This is a genomic window from Sinorhizobium numidicum (assembly GCF_029892045.1).
Lineage (GTDB): Bacteria > Pseudomonadota > Alphaproteobacteria > Rhizobiales > Rhizobiaceae > Sinorhizobium > Sinorhizobium numidicum.
The window spans coordinates 831,247-845,932 of record NZ_CP120368.1; the positions used below are offsets into that span (position 1 = coordinate 831,247).

Sequence of the window (14,686 nt, forward strand, 5' to 3'; positions counted from 1 at the left end):
TTGAAACGATTAGCGGATCATGGCTATCAGCATTCGCAACGCAGTTCCCGAAGATGCCGCCACGGTCCTGCGCTTCATCACGGAACTTGCCACCTATGAAAAGGCCGGGCATGAAGTCGAAGCGACTGTCGAACTCCTGGAGCAGTCGCTCTTTGGACCCGGCGCCGTTACCCGCGCGGTGATTTGCGAGATCGATGGCGTCCCCGCCGGCTTCGCCATTTGGTTCTATAGTTTTTCCACGTGGCAGGGCCGCAAGGGCCTTTATCTCGAAGATCTTTATGTCACGCCCGAGTACCGTGGTTCCGGAGCGGGCAAGCAGCTTCTGAAGCACTTGGCACGGATCGCCGTCGAAGAAGGTTGCGGCCGGTTCGAATGGAGCGTTCTTGATTGGAACGAGCCTGCTATCCGCGTCTATGAGGCGATCGGTGCCGAGCCCCTGTCGGAATGGAAGCGCTATCGGCTGGCCGGCACGGCGCTTGAAGCTCTCGCCGCCGACTGACGTCCCGCGCCCTCATCGCCTGGCGGCAAAAAAATCGCGAAGAATATCGGCGGCCTCACGCCCGGCAAGGCCGGAATAGACGTCCGGCACGTGGTGGCAGGTGGGGGAGCCGTAGAACCTGACCCCATTCTCCACGGCCCCGCCTTTCGGATCTTCCGCGCCGTAATAAAGCCGGCGTATGCGGGCGAAGGAGATGGCCGCCGCGCACATGGTGCAGGGCTCGAGCGTGACGTAGAGATCGGCTCCCGTCAGCCGCTCGTCGCCGACGAGAGCCGAGGCTTGGCGGATCACTTCGATCTCGGCATGGGCAGTGGCGTCGTTGCATTCACGAGTGCGGTTTCCGGCAGCCGCGACAATCTTGCCGTCGAGCACCACGACGGCGCCGATCGGCACCTCGCCGCGTGCCGCCGCTTTCCTGGCCTCTTCGAGGGCCGCATCCATGAAGCGCGTCGTTTCCGCCATCATTCGATCAATATTTCTCTTAACCCACGGCCTTCGACCTGATAGGACAGCCGCAAAAGGCAGGCAACACAAATGACATCCAAAGACAAGCCCACGCGGACCGGCGGCAAGGCCAAAGGCGGCGAAAAGAAGCTTCATTCCGGCGACAGGAAGACTGGCGCCGCGCATGCGCCCAGGGGGCAGCCGCCGGCGGCTGCGGCCGGTACGGACGAGCCGCAGCGCATCTCGAAAATCCTGTCGCGCGCCGGCGTCGCCTCGCGCCGCGACGTCGAGCGGATGATCATGGAAGGGCGCGTCAAGCTCAACGGCGTGGTGCTCGACACGCCGGTCGTCAATGCGACGCTTGCCGACAGGATCGAGGTCGACGGTCATCTGATCCGCGGGATCGAGCGCACGCGCCTCTGGCTCTATCACAAGCCTGCGGGACTCGTGACCACCAATGCCGATCCGGAAGGCCGCCCGACGGTCTTCGACAACCTGCCCGACGAATTGCCGCGCGTGCTGTCGGTCGGCCGCCTCGACATCAACACCGAGGGCCTCTTGCTGCTGACCAACGACGGTGGTCTCGCCCGCGTGCTCGAACTGCCCTCGACCGGCTGGTTGCGTCGATATCGCGTCCGCGCGCATGGCGATATCGATCAGGCAGCGCTTGATCGGCTGAAGGAGGGTATCGCCGTCGACGGCGTCCTTTACGGCGCGATCGAGGCGACGCTCGATCGCGTACAGGGCTCGAACGTCTGGATAACGATGGGCCTGCGCGAAGGCAAGAACCGCGAGATCAAGAACGTGCTCGGCGCCCTAGGGCTCGACGTCAACCGGTTGATCCGCATCTCCTACGGGCCTTTCCAACTTGGCGACCTGCCGGAAGGTCATGTTCAGGAAATTCGCGGCCGCACGCTCCGGGATCAGCTCGGGCCGCGGCTGATCGAGGATGCGAAGGCGAATTTCGACGCACCGCTTTATAACGACCAACCGGCCGCAGCCGAGCCGCAGGCTCATGACGAGGACGCGCCCGACGGTAGCAAGCCGGAACGCGGCGGATGGCGCGAAAAGCCGGAGGACAAGCGCGAACGTGCGCTTGCTCGCCTTGACACGCGACGCGATGACGGCCGTTCCCGTGAGCATGGCGAACGTCCCCGTGGAAAGTTCGAGGACCGTCCGGCCCGGGCGCCGGCGAAACGCAGCCGCACCGCGAATGTCTGGATGGCGCCCGGCGCCCGCCCCGTCGCCGAGAAGAAGGCGAAATCGGCCGAGGAAGACCCTTCAGCGAAACCCGTTCGCCGCGAACGTCCGGAAGGCGCGCCGAAGACGAAGCGCTACGGCCGTACCAAGGATGGTCTCGCCACGAAAACATCGGGAAAGTTCGATCCCGACCGCAAAGATAGCACGGCCAAGGGCGCCGCCCGTCCGGACCGCGCCCCGCGTCCGTCTGTCAAACGCGCCGATGAGGGTGGGGAATGGATCAGCGCCAGCGAACCGGTCCGCCGCAAGGATGATAAGGGCGAGGGCGGTTTTGACCGGCGCCGGTCCTTCGATGCCGCGGAACGGAAATCCCGGGACCACGGCGAACGCCCGCCCCGTCGGGAAATCAGCGAACGTCCTCGCGGCGAGCGCCCGGCCCGTGCCGGAGGTGAGGCCCGCGCATTTTCCGGAAAACCGCAGGCAAAGCGAGGCGAACAGACGAAGCGGGGCGAAGGAGATCGCCCTGAAGGCCGCGGAGCAGGGGACCGCCCCTTTAGCGACCGGCCGCGCGGGAAACCGTCGGGCGGCAAGCCCGCCGGAGGCAAATCCTTCGGTCAGCGCTCCGGTGGCCCCCGCGGCGGCAAACCCGGTGGTGGCCCCGGTGGTGGCAAGCCCGGCGGTCGCAGCGGTGGTGGCAAGCCCCGGGGCAAGGGGAAGTAATCGGCCGTGCGCATCGTTGGCGGAGAGTTTCGCGGCCGTATCCTGGCCACGCCCACATCCAACGATATCCGTCCGACGACCGATCGGACACGGGAAAGCCTGTTCAACATTCTGAGCCACACCTATCCGGAAGCGCTCGACGGCACGCGCGTTCTCGATCTTTTTGCCGGCACGGGCGCCGTCGGACTCGAGGCCCTCTCGCGCGGCTGCCGGCAGGCGCTCTTCGTCGAGCAAGGGGTCGAGGCTCGAGGCTTGCTTCGGGTCAATATCGAAGCGCTTGGCCTGCAGGGGCGCGCCAAAATCTTTCGCCGGGATGCGACCGATCTCGGGCCGGTCGGGACGATGGAGCCGTTTCATCTGGTCTTCGCAGATCCGCCGTACGCAAGGGGGCTCGGCGAACGCGCGCTTGATGCGGCTGCTGCCGGAAAATGGCTTGTTACCGGCGCTTTGGCGGTTCTCGAGGAGCGTGCCGACGTGCAGCCTCGGCCGTCCGAGGCATTCGAGCTGCGTGATGTTCGCGCCTTCGGCGACACACGCATGCATTTCTACCGCTTCCGAGGCGCCTGACGTCGAGCGTCTCGCCGGAGAAGAGGCGTCGGCAAGGAGGATGTCGATGGAGCAGGACATATCGATGCGATCAAGACCGGCGACGACCGATGAGCCCACCGTCGCGCTTGCCCTCGGCGGCGGCGGTGCGCGCGGCCTTGCCCATATCCACATGATCGAAGCTCTTGACGAAATGGGCATTCGGCCAGTGGCGATCGCCGGCTCATCGATCGGCGCGATCATGGGCGCTGGCATGGCTGCCGGTATGACCGGTAGGGAGATCCGGGATCACACGCTATCGACGGTCGGGCACCGTGGCGAAGTGCTCAACCGCTTGTGGCGCTTGAGGCCGAACAGCCTTTCCGAGGCCGTCTCGCGCGGCTTCCGCTTCGGGCAGTTCAATATCGAGCGGGTCTTAAAGGCGTTTCTGCCGGAAGCGATCCCCGCCCGCTTTTCCGACCTGGTGATCCCGTTGAAAGTCATAGTGACCGACTATTACGGTGAGGCGGAGCATGTCTGCGAAAGGGGCGATCTGTATCAGGCAGTGGCGGCTTCCTGCGCCTTGCCGGCGATTTTCATGCCGGTGAAGATCGACGACCGCATCATGATCGACGGCGGGATCTATAACCCGATCCCCTTCGATCATCTGCGAGGACTGGCGGATATCGTCATTGCCGTCGATGTCGTCGGCGGCCCGGATGGCGACGGCAGGACTATACCGAGCCGCATCGACAGCATGTTCGGCGCAAGCCAACTGATGATGCAGTCGATCATCGCGATGAAGATGAAGGCCGGCGCACCGGATATTCTGTTGCGCCCCGACGTTGGCCGCTTCCGCGTCCTCGATTTCCTGCGCGCCCAAGAGCTACTCGCCGCCACCAGCCCAGCCAAAGACCAGTTGAAGCATGCGCTCTCGGAGCGGATCGAGCAGTGGCGGCGCATCGACCTTTAGATCACGATGATCTTGGGGCGAATCGAGCACACACTTTTTCTGATCCCGCTCTACGGCGCCGTGAGTCTTTCCAGACGCACAAGGTCGCTGTAACGCTTTGAAATGCTGCATGGTTTTATCCTTAAGAACCATGCAGTAGCTAAGAAGTGAGTGCAGAACAGGCGAAGGACCGGTTCCGAGCTTGGCTCATCCCGCGAATGCTCAATCCGTTTTTGCCAATGTTTCGTCGAGGCGCGGTTGGCCATTGGCGGGAAGGGTGGGCAGAATTCGTTCCTCCGTTTCGGCCGTGTGGTTCACTTCCTTTTTCGGCCTCACCAGCGGTTCCGGCCGGACCGGCCTTGAATGCAGCATGTCGCGTCCGGCAGAGATGCCTTCCGCCTCCTGCAGCACGAGGCGCGCCTCATCGCGGCGGCGGATGTCGTCCATGATGGCGATCGCTTCGTCGCCGCCGACGCCCAACGACTCAAGCGTCTTGCGACCAAAAAGCAGACCGGACTCGAACGTCTCGCGCAACTCGTAGTCAATGCCCCGGGCCCGCAGTTCCAGCGTATGCAGCCGATCGTAGGAACGCGCGAATAGGCGCGCATTCGGATATTCGGCCTGGACGAGGTCGATGATCCTGTCCGTCGTTTCCTTTTTCTGCGTGCAGACCGCCACGATTTTCGCCCGTTCGATGCCGGCGGCTCTGAGCACGTCCAGGCGATTGCCGTCGCCGAAATAAATGCGGAACCCGAACGTCGCGGCTTGGCGCACACGGGCGGCTGAATGGTCGATGATGGTCACGTCGCGGCCACCGGCGAGCAGGATCTGCGCAGCAATCTGGCCGAAACGTGAGAAGCCGATCATCAGCACGTCGGCGCCGGCGCCTTCGAAATCCTCCTCGATTTCGTCAGCCATTTCGTCCTGCTCGTGCATCAGCCGCTGCGACAGCATTGCCGCCACGGGTGTCAGCGCCATGGAGAGCGTGACGATGGCAACGAGCAGGGAGGAGGTGCCTTGCGAGAAGACCCCGGCCGCAGCCGCGGCGGTGAAGAGCACGAAGCCGAATTCGCCACCCTGCGGCAGAAGCAGCCCGATCCGGACGGCGTCGTTGTGGGGAGAGCCGGCTGCCCGGCAAAGCCAATAGAGAATGAGACTCTTGACCAGCATCAACAGCGGCACTGCAACGATGATCAGGAGATAGTTCTCGACGACCACGCCGAGTTCCAGCGACAGGCCGACGGCCATGAAGAACAGTGCCTGGAGGATACCGCGGAACGGCTCGATATCGGCTTCGAGCTCGTGACGATAGGACGATTCCGCGAGAAGCACACCGGCGAGAAACGCGCCCATCGCCATCGACAGGCCGGCCAGTTGCATCATCGTCGCCGCCCCCATGACGACGAGAAGGGCGGCGGCAATCATGACGTCGCGCGCGCCGGTGCGGGCAATGATTTGGAAGAGGGGATTGAGCAGATAACGGCCGGCGGCAAAAAGGGCGGCGACTGCGGTTATCGCGATCGCGAAATCCTCGAGCGGCGTGGTCGTGTCCTCCGGCGCCTGCGCCGCCATCAGCGGAATCAGGGCGAGGAGCGGGACGATCGCCAGATCTTGCAGCAACAGAATGGAGAAGGCGCGCTGGCCATAGCGTGTATTGGCATCGTTGCCCTCGTCGAGGATCTGCATGGCAAAGGCCGTCGACGAGAGTGCCAGGCCAAAGCCGGTGATGATGCTTGCCGCCCCTGTAAGGAGACCGGTGAACGCAATCAGGAACGACAGAGCCAGACCGGTCAGCACAACCTGTGCGGTGCCGAGCCCGAAGATGTCGCGCCGCATCTGCCACAATCGCGACGGCTTCAATTCAAGGCCGATGATGAACAGCAGGAAGACAACCCCGAGCTCCGAAACGTGCAGGATCTCCTCGCCCTCGGTAATCCGCTGGGCGACCGGCCCGATCAATATGCCGGCGGCGAGATAGCCGAGAATGGTCCCGAGCCCCAGGCGCTTGAAGAGCGGCGCTGCAAGCACGGCGCCGCCGAGTAGCATGAGCGCTTGGGAATAGAGGATCGGTGTCGTTTCCATGCGCGACGCTTTCGCTATAAGGGTTGCGAGGCCGCCGCTCGACGGGCCTCGGCCGGAGTTCATTTGGCTGTTGGAGCGGGAATCGCGTTGATGCCCTTGATGCATGCTTCAGTGCACAATAAATGGGGCAGGAATGAAAGGCCACATCATGTCTGAAACGATCGATTCCGCCACCCTCGAAAAGCATGCTGCCGACCTCGTCGATCTCGCCCTTCGGGCGGGCGCCGATGCCGCGGATGCCGTCGTCGTGCGTGGCCACTCCCGCTCCGTCTCGGTTCGGCTGGGCAAGGTCGAAGCGACTGAAGCCTCGGAAAGCGATGATTTTTCGCTGCGGGTTTTCATCGGCCGGCGCGTCGCCAGCGTCTCGGCCAATCCCGGTTTCGACCTGAAACTCTTGGCGGAACGGGCGGTGGCGATGGCCAAGGCTTCGCCCGAGGATCCCTATGCGTCGCTGGCCGACCCTGACCGGCTGGCGAAGTCCTACCCGGATCTCGGCCTTTTCGACAGCCGGGAGGTTTCGACCGAGGCACTGACGGAGGCTGCGCTGGCCGCCGAGGCGGCGGCGCTCGCGGTATCCGGCGTCACCAATTCCAGCGGCGCCGGTGCCTCCGCCGGGATGGGCGGTCTCGTGCTTGTGACCTCCCATGGGTTTTCCGGCTCGTACATGGCAACTCGTTTCGGCTGCTCCGTCAGCGCGATCGCCGGTGAAGGCACGAAGATGGAGCGTGACTATGATTTCGACAGCCGGCTCTATTTCGATGAGCTGCGCGCGGCCGAGGACATCGGCCGGGTCGCCGGCGAGCGCGCGGTGGCGCGCCTCAATCCGCGTCAGGTTCCGACCGCGAAGAACATAACCGTCGTTTTCGATCCACGCGTGGCGCGCGGATTCATGGGACATCTCGCAGGCGCCATCAACGGTGCCTCCGTGGCGCGCAAGACGAGCTTCCTGCGCGATATGATGGGCAAGCAAATCATGAAAGCCGGCATTGCCGTCACCGACGATCCACTGATCGTCCGCGGCGCTTCCTCGCGCCCCTTCGACGGTGAAGGGGTCAGTGGTTCGAAACTGTCGATGGTCGAGGACGGTGTACTGCAGCATTGGTTCCTTTCAACATCCGTTGCCAAGGAGCTGGGGCTCGAAACCAACGGGCGCGGCGTTCGCAATGGTCCTAGCGTCAATCCAGCTTCGACCAATTTCGCCCTCGAACCTGGAGAAATTTCGCGGGAGGATCTGATCCGCGGCGTCGGCACCGGTTTCTACGTAACCGAGCTCATCGGCCAGGGCGTCAACATGGTGACGGGCGAATATAGCCGCGGGGCTTCCGGCTTCTGGATCGAAAACGGCGAAATCGCCTTTCCGGTGTCGGAGGTGACGATCGCCTCCAATCTCAAACAGATGTTCATGGCCTTGACGCCCGCCGATGATATCGACAGGAAGTTCGGCATTGCCGCGCCGACGATTGCGATCGAAGGCATGACGCTCGCTGGAACCTGAATGCAGGCGGTGCGTTCCGCCAATACCTGAGGCGCGCGGGCAGGTCCCGCGCGTACGGAGTCGAATGTCAGAAACAGCCCTTCCGATCATGCCGAGCTGGGACGAGGATCTTGAGCTTATCCTCGCCGCAGCCGTCGCGGCCGGCGATACTGCACTGGGGTATTTCCGTCGGGCCGTGGGCGTTCGCTGGAAAAATGAAGGGCGTTCGCCCGTCAGCGAAGCCGATCTCGCCGCCAACGATGTCCTCAAGGCACGGCTGCTTGCCGCGCGCCCCGGCTATGGCTGGCTATCGGAGGAGACCGACGACGACGAGACGCGTCTTTCCCGGGATACGGTTTTTGTCGTCGATCCCATCGACGGCACACGTGCCTTCATCGCCGGCAAGGAGCAGTGGTGCGTGAGCGTTGCCGTCGTCCAGCATGGGCGACCGGTCGCGGGCGTGCTTTTTGCACCGGCGCTTGGAGAGGTCTTTCAGGCGACCTGCGATAGCGAAGCACGAAAGAACGGAGCCGCAATCGCGGTGCGCGATCCCGAGCCCGGCGAGACGCTGAAAATCGCCATGGCTGGGGACCTCGTTGACAAGCTCACCTTTCCCTACCGTGAATCGATCGCGCGTGTGTCGCACGTGCCCTCGCTTGCCTATCGGCTGGCGATGATCGCCGACGGGCGCATCGACGGGACGATCGTGAAGAGGAACTCGCACGACTGGGACTTGGCGGCCGGAGACCTCATTCTTGCGCGGGCGGGCGGAGCGCTGCGCAGCCTGGACGGATTGCCATTGTCCTACAATCGCCCGATTGTCACTCATGGAATTCTGGGTGCGGCATCGGGGTCGGCGCTTTCGGCTTTGCTTGCCGCCTCCAGACCGCTGGAGGGCCATTGACCTTTGGGGGTGAATGCAGCAAACCAACGCCCAACTTCAAGAAAAACATGGAAATCCGATGGCTCACAATCCCGAGAAGAAACAACGTCTGCACCTTGTCTTCGGTGGCGAACTGACGACGCTCACGGACGTCCATTTCCGCGATCTGAACACGCTGGATATCGTCGGCATCTTCCCCGACTACGAGAGCGCCCATACCGCCTGGAAAGCCAAGGCACAGATGACCGTCGACAACGCCCATATGCGTTACTTCATCGTCCACATGCATCGCCTTCTCGACCCGGAAAACGACTGATGCCGATGTCGCCGAGACGCGCGGGTGAGGGCGAGCGGCCATGAGCAGCCTTCGCGCACGACTTGCGCTCTCCAGCTATCGTTGGATCGGGACCGCAATCTATCCTTTCGTCGGGTCCTATCTCGCCCTGCGCGCGGCGAAGGGCAAGGAAGATGCGGCGCGACGTCGCGAGCGCTACGGCTATGCGAGCGCTCCGCGTCCGCAGGGGCCGCTCGTTTGGTTCCATGCCGCTAGCGTCGGAGAGACGGCGGCCGTTACCCCGCTGATCAAGGAAATCCATAGGCGCGGCATTGCGGTGGTGCTGACCACCGGCACGATGACGTCGGCCCGCGTTGCCGCGGAGCGCCTGGGCTCGACCGTCGTGCATCAATACGTACCGCTCGACTTCAAGCCGGCGGTGAGCCGTTTCCTTGAATACTGGGAGCCCGATCTGGCGATCATCGCGGAATCGGAAATTTGGCCGATGACCATCATCGAACTCGGCAGGCGCCAGATCCCGCAAGTTCTGGTGAACGCCCGTCTCTCGGATCGGAGTTTCGAACGCTGGAAGAAGCGGCCGTCGCTCGCCGACGCGCTTTTCGAGAACCTGGCGCTCGTCATCGCACAGTCCGACGTCGACGCGGAGCGCTTCCGCACGCTCGGTGCATTGCCTGTCATGGTCTCGGGCAATCTCAAGGTCGATACTGACGCCCTACCGCACGACCCGCAAGCTCTGCGCGACTACCGCCAGCAAATCGGCACCCGCAAGACCTGGGCTGCGATCTCCACCTTTGACGGCGAAGAGAACGCCGCGGCGACCGTTCACCGGGCGCTGATGGAACGAACCAGGCTACTGACGATCATCGTTCCGCGGCATCCCGAGCGTTGTGACGACATTGAAGCTGCCCTGGCCGCCAAGGGGCTGAAGATCGCACGGCGCACGCGCGGCGATCCGCTGACGCCGGATGTCGACATCTTTCTTGGCGACACGATCGGCGAGATGGGCCTCTACCTGCGGCTGACCGAGGTCGCCTTTGTCGGCCGTTCGCTCTTTGCCGAGGGTGGGCAGAACCCGTTGGAACCGGCTATGCTCGGCTGTGCGGTGCTCTCCGGCGGCAATGTCCAGAATTTCCGCGAGACCTATCAGATGATGTCCAAGAACGGCAGCGCCAAGATCGTGCGCGATGTCGAGATGCTCGCCAAGGGCGTCAACTACCTGCTCGCCAACGACGACATGCGTCGCTCCATGATCGATGCGGGCCTTGAAGCCGTGCAAGAGATGCGTGGCGCGCTAACGGTGACGGTGAAGGGGCTCGAGCCTTACATCAACCCGTTGGTGGTGAAGGCGCGGCTGCAGCCGCGTGCGGACAGCTGACGCGCCCAATTTCGGACGGGACCATGAGTGCACCGAAGACCATCGCCGGCATCTTGTTCGACAAGGACGGCACCCTTCTCGATTATGTGAAAAGCTGGGTGCCGGTGAACTATGAGCTGGCGCGCATTGCAGCGAAGGGTGACGAGAGCCTGGCGAGAGTGCTCCTTCAGGCGGGTGGCATGGATCCGGATACAGGCCACGTCGCGCCGGACAGCCTGCTTGCCGCCGGCAACACCGTGGAAATCGCGGCAGGCATGGTTGCGGCCGGCGCGCCGTTCACCGTGGAAGAGCTGACGGCGCTTTTCGACCGGCTCTTTTCGCGCTCCGCGGAATATGCTGTGCCGGTGACCGATCTCGGTGCATTCTTCGCCGGCTTGCACGCCAAGGGCTACCGCCTCGGCGTCGCATCGAGCGACAACGAACGTTCGATACGAGAAACCGCGAGACGCTTCGGTTTCGACGGCTACCTGCACTATGTGGCCGGCTATGACAGCGGTTACGGCGTCAAGCCGGAGCCGGGGATGGTGCTCGGTTTCTGCGCAGCGACCGGGCTCGAGCCGCGACAGGTGGTCGTGGTCGGCGATAACAACCACGATATGCATATGGGCCGCAGCGCCGGGGTCGGCATGACGGTGGCGGTGCTGACGGGAACCGGCTCGCGCCAATCGCTCGCCGATGCTTCGGATCATTGCCTGACAGACATCACCGAGTTGGAAGCGCTCCTCTAAAGCCGACGTCACCTGATCGCCTTGCCTTTTTTCCCATTCTGACGTCTTTTGTCGGCGTTCATGCCGTCGTCGAGCCCGGTAGCCGCGTGACGGATAGTTCTGGCTTCATCTTCCTGGCCGTTCAAGGGCAGGAGCGGCCGTGGAGGCAGCATAGGTAGAAATGGTTTCGGAAGCGCCTCCGTTCTGGTGGACCAAGGCCGACTGGCGCGCCTACGTTCTTTGGCCGTTCTCCTGGCTCTATGGCCGTGTCGCCGGAATGCGCATGGATCGGGGCCGCCGTGTCGCGACGTCGCTGCCGTTGATCTGTGTCGGCAACTTCACTGTCGGGGGCGCCGGAAAGACACCGACCGCCATCGCACTTGCGCGCGCCGCCAAGGCGAGGGGGCTGAAGCCCGGTTTCCTCAGCCGTGGTTACGGTGGTTCGCTGGATATTACGACCGTCGTCGATCCACACCACCATCGCGCCCGCGATGTCGGTGACGAGCCGCTGCTTCTCGCCCGCGAGGCGCTGACGGTCGTCTGTCGGCGGCGCGTCGAGGGCGCCGAGAGACTCGCCGCCGAAGGCGCAGATTTCATCATCATGGACGATGGCTTTCAGAGCGCGCGGCTCGCGTTCGATTTCGCCCTGCTGGTGATCGATTCCGGCCGCGGCATTGGCAACGGTCATCTCGTGCCGTCCGGCCCGGTCCGGGCGCCGATACCCGATCAGCTTCGCCATGCGACCGCGCTTCTGAAGCTCGGCCATGGATCCGCGGCCGATCTTCTGATCCGCCGTGCCGCGCGCGCGGGCAAGCCCGTCTACGCGGCGGAAACGGTCCGCGTTGATGATGGGTCGCTTGCCGGCATCGAAGTTCTTGCGTGGGCGGGCATTGCCGATCCGGAAAAGTTTTACCGAACGGTGCGCGAGACCGGCGCAATCATCGGGGAAACGCGGAGCTTTCCGGATCACCACCATTTCTCCGAGGACGAAGTCGCCGATCTCCTCGATCGTGCGGCAAGCCAGGGCTATAAGCTGGTGACCACGGCGAAGGACATGGTGCGTCTCGAACCCGGTCATGGAAGGGCCGGCGAGTTGGCAGCGAAGAGCAAGGTGATCGAAATCGACGTGCGTTTCGACGATCCCTCGGTGCCGGGCAAAATCATCGACGCGACGCTTGCCGCCGCCCGGGCGCGCAAGTTGCGCCCGGCTAAGTCGAGCTAGATAGAACAAAAGTGCCCGAGTTCGTCAGCGCCGCTGGTTCGGCAGGGCACCGGCGCGCTTCTCCGCTTCCAGAGAGGCGGCGGCATCCACATAAGGCTCCTGACGCGCGACGCTCCAATAGCGCAACTCGTCCACTGGAATGGCGTTGCCGGTCATGGCGCAGACGACATGAGATCCGGCAAGCACGATCTGGAAGTCGCCGTCGAGATAGCGGATCTTCGCCTCGCGGGAGGAGCTTCCCTCAAAACGGTTCATCATTGCGGGTATCTGCCTCGTCACCTGCTGGATGTACTGATCTATCGCGGCGCCCGGGAAAAGGCCAGCGGAATCCCGGCGGAATCCAAGTCCCCACGTGACGTCTATCGACTCGAACGGATTTTCAACTTCGGCCGAAAAGCCGCTCGATATCGGAGAGCCTTAGCTCGATATAGGTCGGCCGACCGTGATTGCACTGTCCGGAGCCAGGGGTAGCCTCCATCTGGCGAAGCAGCGCGTTCATTTCCTCCGTTCGCATTCGCCGGCCGGAGCGGACGGAGCCATGGCAGGCCATGGTTGCGGCAAGATATTCGAGCCGCCCCGCCAGTCCATTCGCCGTATCCCATTCCGCAAGTTCGTCGGCAAGCTGTCGCACCAGCCCCACTGCGTCCACTTCACCGAGCATCGCCGGCGTCTCGCGCACGGCGATCGCCCCCGGCCCGAAGCGCTCGATGGCAAGGCCGAGCCGGGTGAACTCCTCCGCATGCGCCATCAATCGATCGCAGTCATCCTCCGCCAGGTCGACGATCTCGGGAATGAGCAGGACCTGCGCAGGAACAGGACGGGAATGGAGCGCCGTTCGCATCGTTTCGAAGACGAGACGCTCATGCGCGGCGTGCTGGTCTACGATAACGAGCCCGTCGTGCGTCTGTGCGACGATGTAGTTTTCGTGAAGCTGTGCCCGTGCCGCGCCAAGCGGGAAAGAGGGTTCGCGATCGCCATTGGCAGCCGTGACCTCGGCGGCCGGCGCGGCGGCACGGGCCGATGGCTGAGCGAATTCCGCGAAGGCCGCTTGCGGCGCTTCGGCAAAACCGCGCCTGGGCTCATCGAAACGCATCGGGCGGTAGGGCGAAGCGGCCGCCGTCCAGGTCTCTCGCGGCCTTTGCGGCTCCGCCCGGAAGGCGTGCATCATCCCGCGCGCGCCGGTCGTCGCGGCTCGGTCGCCGTCGCGCGCCAAGGCCTCGCGGATTGCGCCGACGATCAGCCCGCGGATCAATCCCGGGTCGCGGAAGCGTACATCCGACTTTGCCGGATGGACGTTGACGTCGACCAGCGCGGGGTCAAGCGTGATCGACAATACGGCAATCGGGTAACGTCCCTGCGGAATGGTTTCCGCATAGGCGGCACGGATCGCGGAGAGAAGCAGCTTGTCCTGGACCGGCCGGCCGTTAACGAAAACATATTGCTGAAGCGAATTGCCGCGGTTGAATGTCGGCACGCCGGCAAATCCCGCAAGCCGCGCGTCCTCGCGTTCCGCGTCGATTTCGAGCGCGTTGTCGCGGAAATCCTTGCCGAGCACCTGCGCCATTCGCGCCAGCCGATCCTCGCCCGTCGCCGGAAATTCGAGCGTCGCGCGATCGGAACCGGAAAGGACGAAGCGCACTTTCGGAAAGGCGATCGCCATGCGGCGGACGACTTCAGAAATCGCCGCGGCTTCCGCCTTTTCCGATTTCATGAATTTGAGCCGTGCGGGTGTGGCGAAGAAGAGATCGCGCACTTCCACCACGGTTCCGATATTCGCGGGCGACGGGCGGACCGCCTCAGTCTTGCCGCCCGTTACGGCGATCGCCGCACCCTCATTTGCACCGGTCGTCCTCGTTGTAATCGACAGACGCGCGACCGATCCGATCGAGGGGAGGGCTTCGCCGCGAAAGCCCAGCGTCCGGATGTCGGTTAGGTTATCGCTGATCTTCGAGGTGCAATGCCGACGGACCGCCAATTCGAGATCGGAAGGCGACATGCCGCTTCCGTTGTCGGTGACCCTGAGCAGCGTCTTGCCGCCCCCTGCAGTCGCGATCTCGATTCTCGTCGCGCCTGCGTCGAGCGCATTCTCGATCAGCTCCTTGGCGGCACTGGCGGGCCGCTCGATGACCTCACCGGCAGCGATCTGATTGATGAGGGTTTCGGAAAGTTGCTTGATGACCATGGCGCATTTTCCAGGATTCGGCGCCGGAGGGAAAGGGGCTCGTTCTCTTCAGCCGATGCGCCGGTGGAAAGAGTGGATCGACGCGGGACAATCCGGCAAAAAAGGTAATACGATTTAATTCGGCCT

14 protein-coding genes are annotated in these 14,686 nt (G+C 63.6%); 10 read left to right on the plus strand and 4 right to left on the minus strand.

Going from position 1 to position 14,686, the window contains the following annotated elements:
- The first annotated feature begins 19 nt into the window (after positions 1 to 19).
- Positions 20 to 499: a GNAT family N-acetyltransferase gene (locus PYH37_RS15055; RefSeq protein WP_280735731.1), complete on the plus strand. Its 480-nt coding sequence runs from the start codon at positions 20 to 22 to the stop codon at positions 497 to 499.
- 12 nt (positions 500 to 511) lie between these two features.
- On the opposite strand, the gene PYH37_RS15060 is transcribed toward PYH37_RS15055, so the two are convergent.
- Entirely contained in the window at positions 512 to 961 is a 450-nt protein-coding gene (locus PYH37_RS15060) for a nucleoside deaminase (RefSeq protein WP_280736050.1), read from the minus strand.
- Between the two features lie 72 nt (positions 962 to 1,033).
- On the opposite strand from PYH37_RS15060, the gene PYH37_RS15065 reads away from it, so the two are divergent.
- Genes PYH37_RS15065 through PYH37_RS15075 form a run of 3 tightly spaced genes read left to right on the plus strand, consistent with a single transcriptional unit; the run spans position 1,034 to position 4,361 of the window.
- Positions 1,034 to 2,863 carry a pseudouridine synthase gene (locus PYH37_RS15065; RefSeq protein WP_280735732.1) on the plus strand — a complete coding sequence of 610 codons (1,830 nt, stop codon included), beginning with the start codon at positions 1,034 to 1,036 and terminating at the stop codon, positions 2,861 to 2,863.
- A 6-nt stretch (positions 2,864 to 2,869) separates the two neighbouring features.
- Positions 2,870 to 3,430, plus strand: coding sequence for a 16S rRNA (guanine(966)-N(2))-methyltransferase RsmD (gene rsmD / locus PYH37_RS15070; protein ID WP_280735733.1), 561 nt, complete (start codon positions 2,870 to 2,872; stop codon positions 3,428 to 3,430).
- Between the two features lie 46 nt (positions 3,431 to 3,476).
- Positions 3,477 to 4,361 carry a patatin-like phospholipase family protein gene (locus tag PYH37_RS15075; protein WP_280735734.1) on the plus strand — a complete coding sequence of 295 codons (885 nt, stop codon included), beginning with the start codon at positions 3,477 to 3,479 and terminating at the stop codon, positions 4,359 to 4,361.
- 201 nt (positions 4,362 to 4,562) lie between these two features.
- Here PYH37_RS15075 and PYH37_RS15080 read toward each other — a convergent pair whose 3' ends face one another.
- Positions 4,563 to 6,422 carry a monovalent cation:proton antiporter-2 (CPA2) family protein gene (locus PYH37_RS15080; RefSeq protein ID WP_280735735.1) on the minus strand — a complete coding sequence of 620 codons (1,860 nt, stop codon included), beginning with the start codon at positions 6,420 to 6,422 and terminating at the stop codon, positions 4,563 to 4,565.
- Between the two features lie 148 nt (positions 6,423 to 6,570).
- Here PYH37_RS15080 and PYH37_RS15085 point away from each other — a divergent pair, with 148 nt between their 5' ends.
- From PYH37_RS15085 to lpxK, 6 genes are all read left to right on the plus strand, one after another.
- Positions 6,571 to 7,917 (plus strand): TldD/PmbA family protein, encoded by a 1,347-nt coding sequence (locus PYH37_RS15085; RefSeq protein WP_280735736.1) that lies wholly within the window; start codon positions 6,571 to 6,573, stop codon positions 7,915 to 7,917.
- Between the two features lie 64 nt (positions 7,918 to 7,981).
- A complete protein-coding gene (locus PYH37_RS15090; RefSeq protein WP_280735737.1) occupies positions 7,982 to 8,800 on the plus strand; it encodes a 3'(2'),5'-bisphosphate nucleotidase CysQ in 819 nt (272 codons plus the stop codon).
- Positions 8,801 to 8,858: 58 nt separating this feature from the next.
- Positions 8,859 to 9,095 carry a DUF4170 domain-containing protein gene (locus tag PYH37_RS15095; protein WP_280735738.1) on the plus strand — a complete coding sequence of 79 codons (237 nt, stop codon included), beginning with the start codon at positions 8,859 to 8,861 and terminating at the stop codon, positions 9,093 to 9,095.
- Between the two features lie 40 nt (positions 9,096 to 9,135).
- The gene (waaA, locus tag PYH37_RS15100; protein ID WP_280735739.1) at positions 9,136 to 10,449 is read left to right on the plus strand and encodes a lipid IV(A) 3-deoxy-D-manno-octulosonic acid transferase; all 1,314 of its coding nucleotides are present in this window, start codon (positions 9,136 to 9,138) and stop codon (positions 10,447 to 10,449) included.
- 23 nt (positions 10,450 to 10,472) lie between these two features.
- Positions 10,473 to 11,177: an HAD family hydrolase gene (locus PYH37_RS15105; RefSeq protein ID WP_280735740.1), complete on the plus strand. Its 705-nt coding sequence runs from the start codon at positions 10,473 to 10,475 to the stop codon at positions 11,175 to 11,177.
- 160 nt (positions 11,178 to 11,337) lie between these two features.
- Entirely contained in the window at positions 11,338 to 12,378 is a 1,041-nt protein-coding gene (lpxK, locus tag PYH37_RS15110) for a tetraacyldisaccharide 4'-kinase (protein ID WP_280735741.1), read from the plus strand.
- A gap of 24 nt (positions 12,379 to 12,402) precedes the next feature.
- On the opposite strand, the gene PYH37_RS15115 is transcribed toward lpxK, so the two are convergent.
- Together PYH37_RS15115 and mutL are read right to left on the minus strand one after the other, a co-directional pair.
- On the minus strand, positions 12,403 to 12,636 hold the full coding sequence (locus PYH37_RS15115) for a DUF2093 domain-containing protein (protein ID WP_280735742.1): 234 nt from the start codon (positions 12,634 to 12,636) through the stop codon (positions 12,403 to 12,405).
- Between the two features lie 121 nt (positions 12,637 to 12,757).
- Positions 12,758 to 14,560: a DNA mismatch repair endonuclease MutL gene (gene mutL / locus PYH37_RS15120; protein WP_280735743.1), complete on the minus strand. Its 1,803-nt coding sequence runs from the start codon at positions 14,558 to 14,560 to the stop codon at positions 12,758 to 12,760.
- Between the last annotated feature and the right edge of the window lie 126 nt (positions 14,561 to 14,686).

What these genes read in the sequence shown, in the direction of transcription:
- PYH37_RS15090 (WP_280735737.1), top strand. Translation starts at nt 7,982, where the DNA reads ATGTCAGAAACAGCCCTTCCGATCATGCCGAGCTGGGACGAGGATCTT.
- PYH37_RS15055 (WP_280735731.1), top strand. Translation starts at nt 20, where the DNA reads ATGGCTATCAGCATTCGCAACGCAGTTCCCGAAGATGCCGCCACGGTC.
- mutL (WP_280735743.1), bottom strand. Translation starts at nt 14,560, where the DNA reads ATGGTCATCAAGCAACTTTCCGAAACCCTCATCAATCAGATCGCTGCC.
- lpxK (WP_280735741.1), top strand. Translation starts at nt 11,338, where the DNA reads ATGGTTTCGGAAGCGCCTCCGTTCTGGTGGACCAAGGCCGACTGGCGC.
- PYH37_RS15095 (WP_280735738.1), top strand. Translation starts at nt 8,859, where the DNA reads ATGGCTCACAATCCCGAGAAGAAACAACGTCTGCACCTTGTCTTCGGT.
- PYH37_RS15080 (WP_280735735.1), bottom strand. Translation starts at nt 6,422, where the DNA reads ATGGAAACGACACCGATCCTCTATTCCCAAGCGCTCATGCTACTCGGC.
- waaA (WP_280735739.1), top strand. Translation starts at nt 9,136, where the DNA reads ATGAGCAGCCTTCGCGCACGACTTGCGCTCTCCAGCTATCGTTGGATC.
- PYH37_RS15085 (WP_280735736.1), top strand. Translation starts at nt 6,571, where the DNA reads ATGTCTGAAACGATCGATTCCGCCACCCTCGAAAAGCATGCTGCCGAC.
- PYH37_RS15065 (WP_280735732.1), top strand. Translation starts at nt 1,034, where the DNA reads ATGACATCCAAAGACAAGCCCACGCGGACCGGCGGCAAGGCCAAAGGC.
- PYH37_RS15075 (WP_280735734.1), top strand. Translation starts at nt 3,477, where the DNA reads ATGGAGCAGGACATATCGATGCGATCAAGACCGGCGACGACCGATGAG.
- PYH37_RS15060 (WP_280736050.1), bottom strand. Translation starts at nt 961, where the DNA reads ATGGCGGAAACGACGCGCTTCATGGATGCGGCCCTCGAAGAGGCCAGG.
- PYH37_RS15105 (WP_280735740.1), top strand. Translation starts at nt 10,473, where the DNA reads ATGAGTGCACCGAAGACCATCGCCGGCATCTTGTTCGACAAGGACGGC.
- PYH37_RS15115 (WP_280735742.1), bottom strand. Translation starts at nt 12,636, where the DNA reads ATGATGAACCGTTTTGAGGGAAGCTCCTCCCGCGAGGCGAAGATCCGC.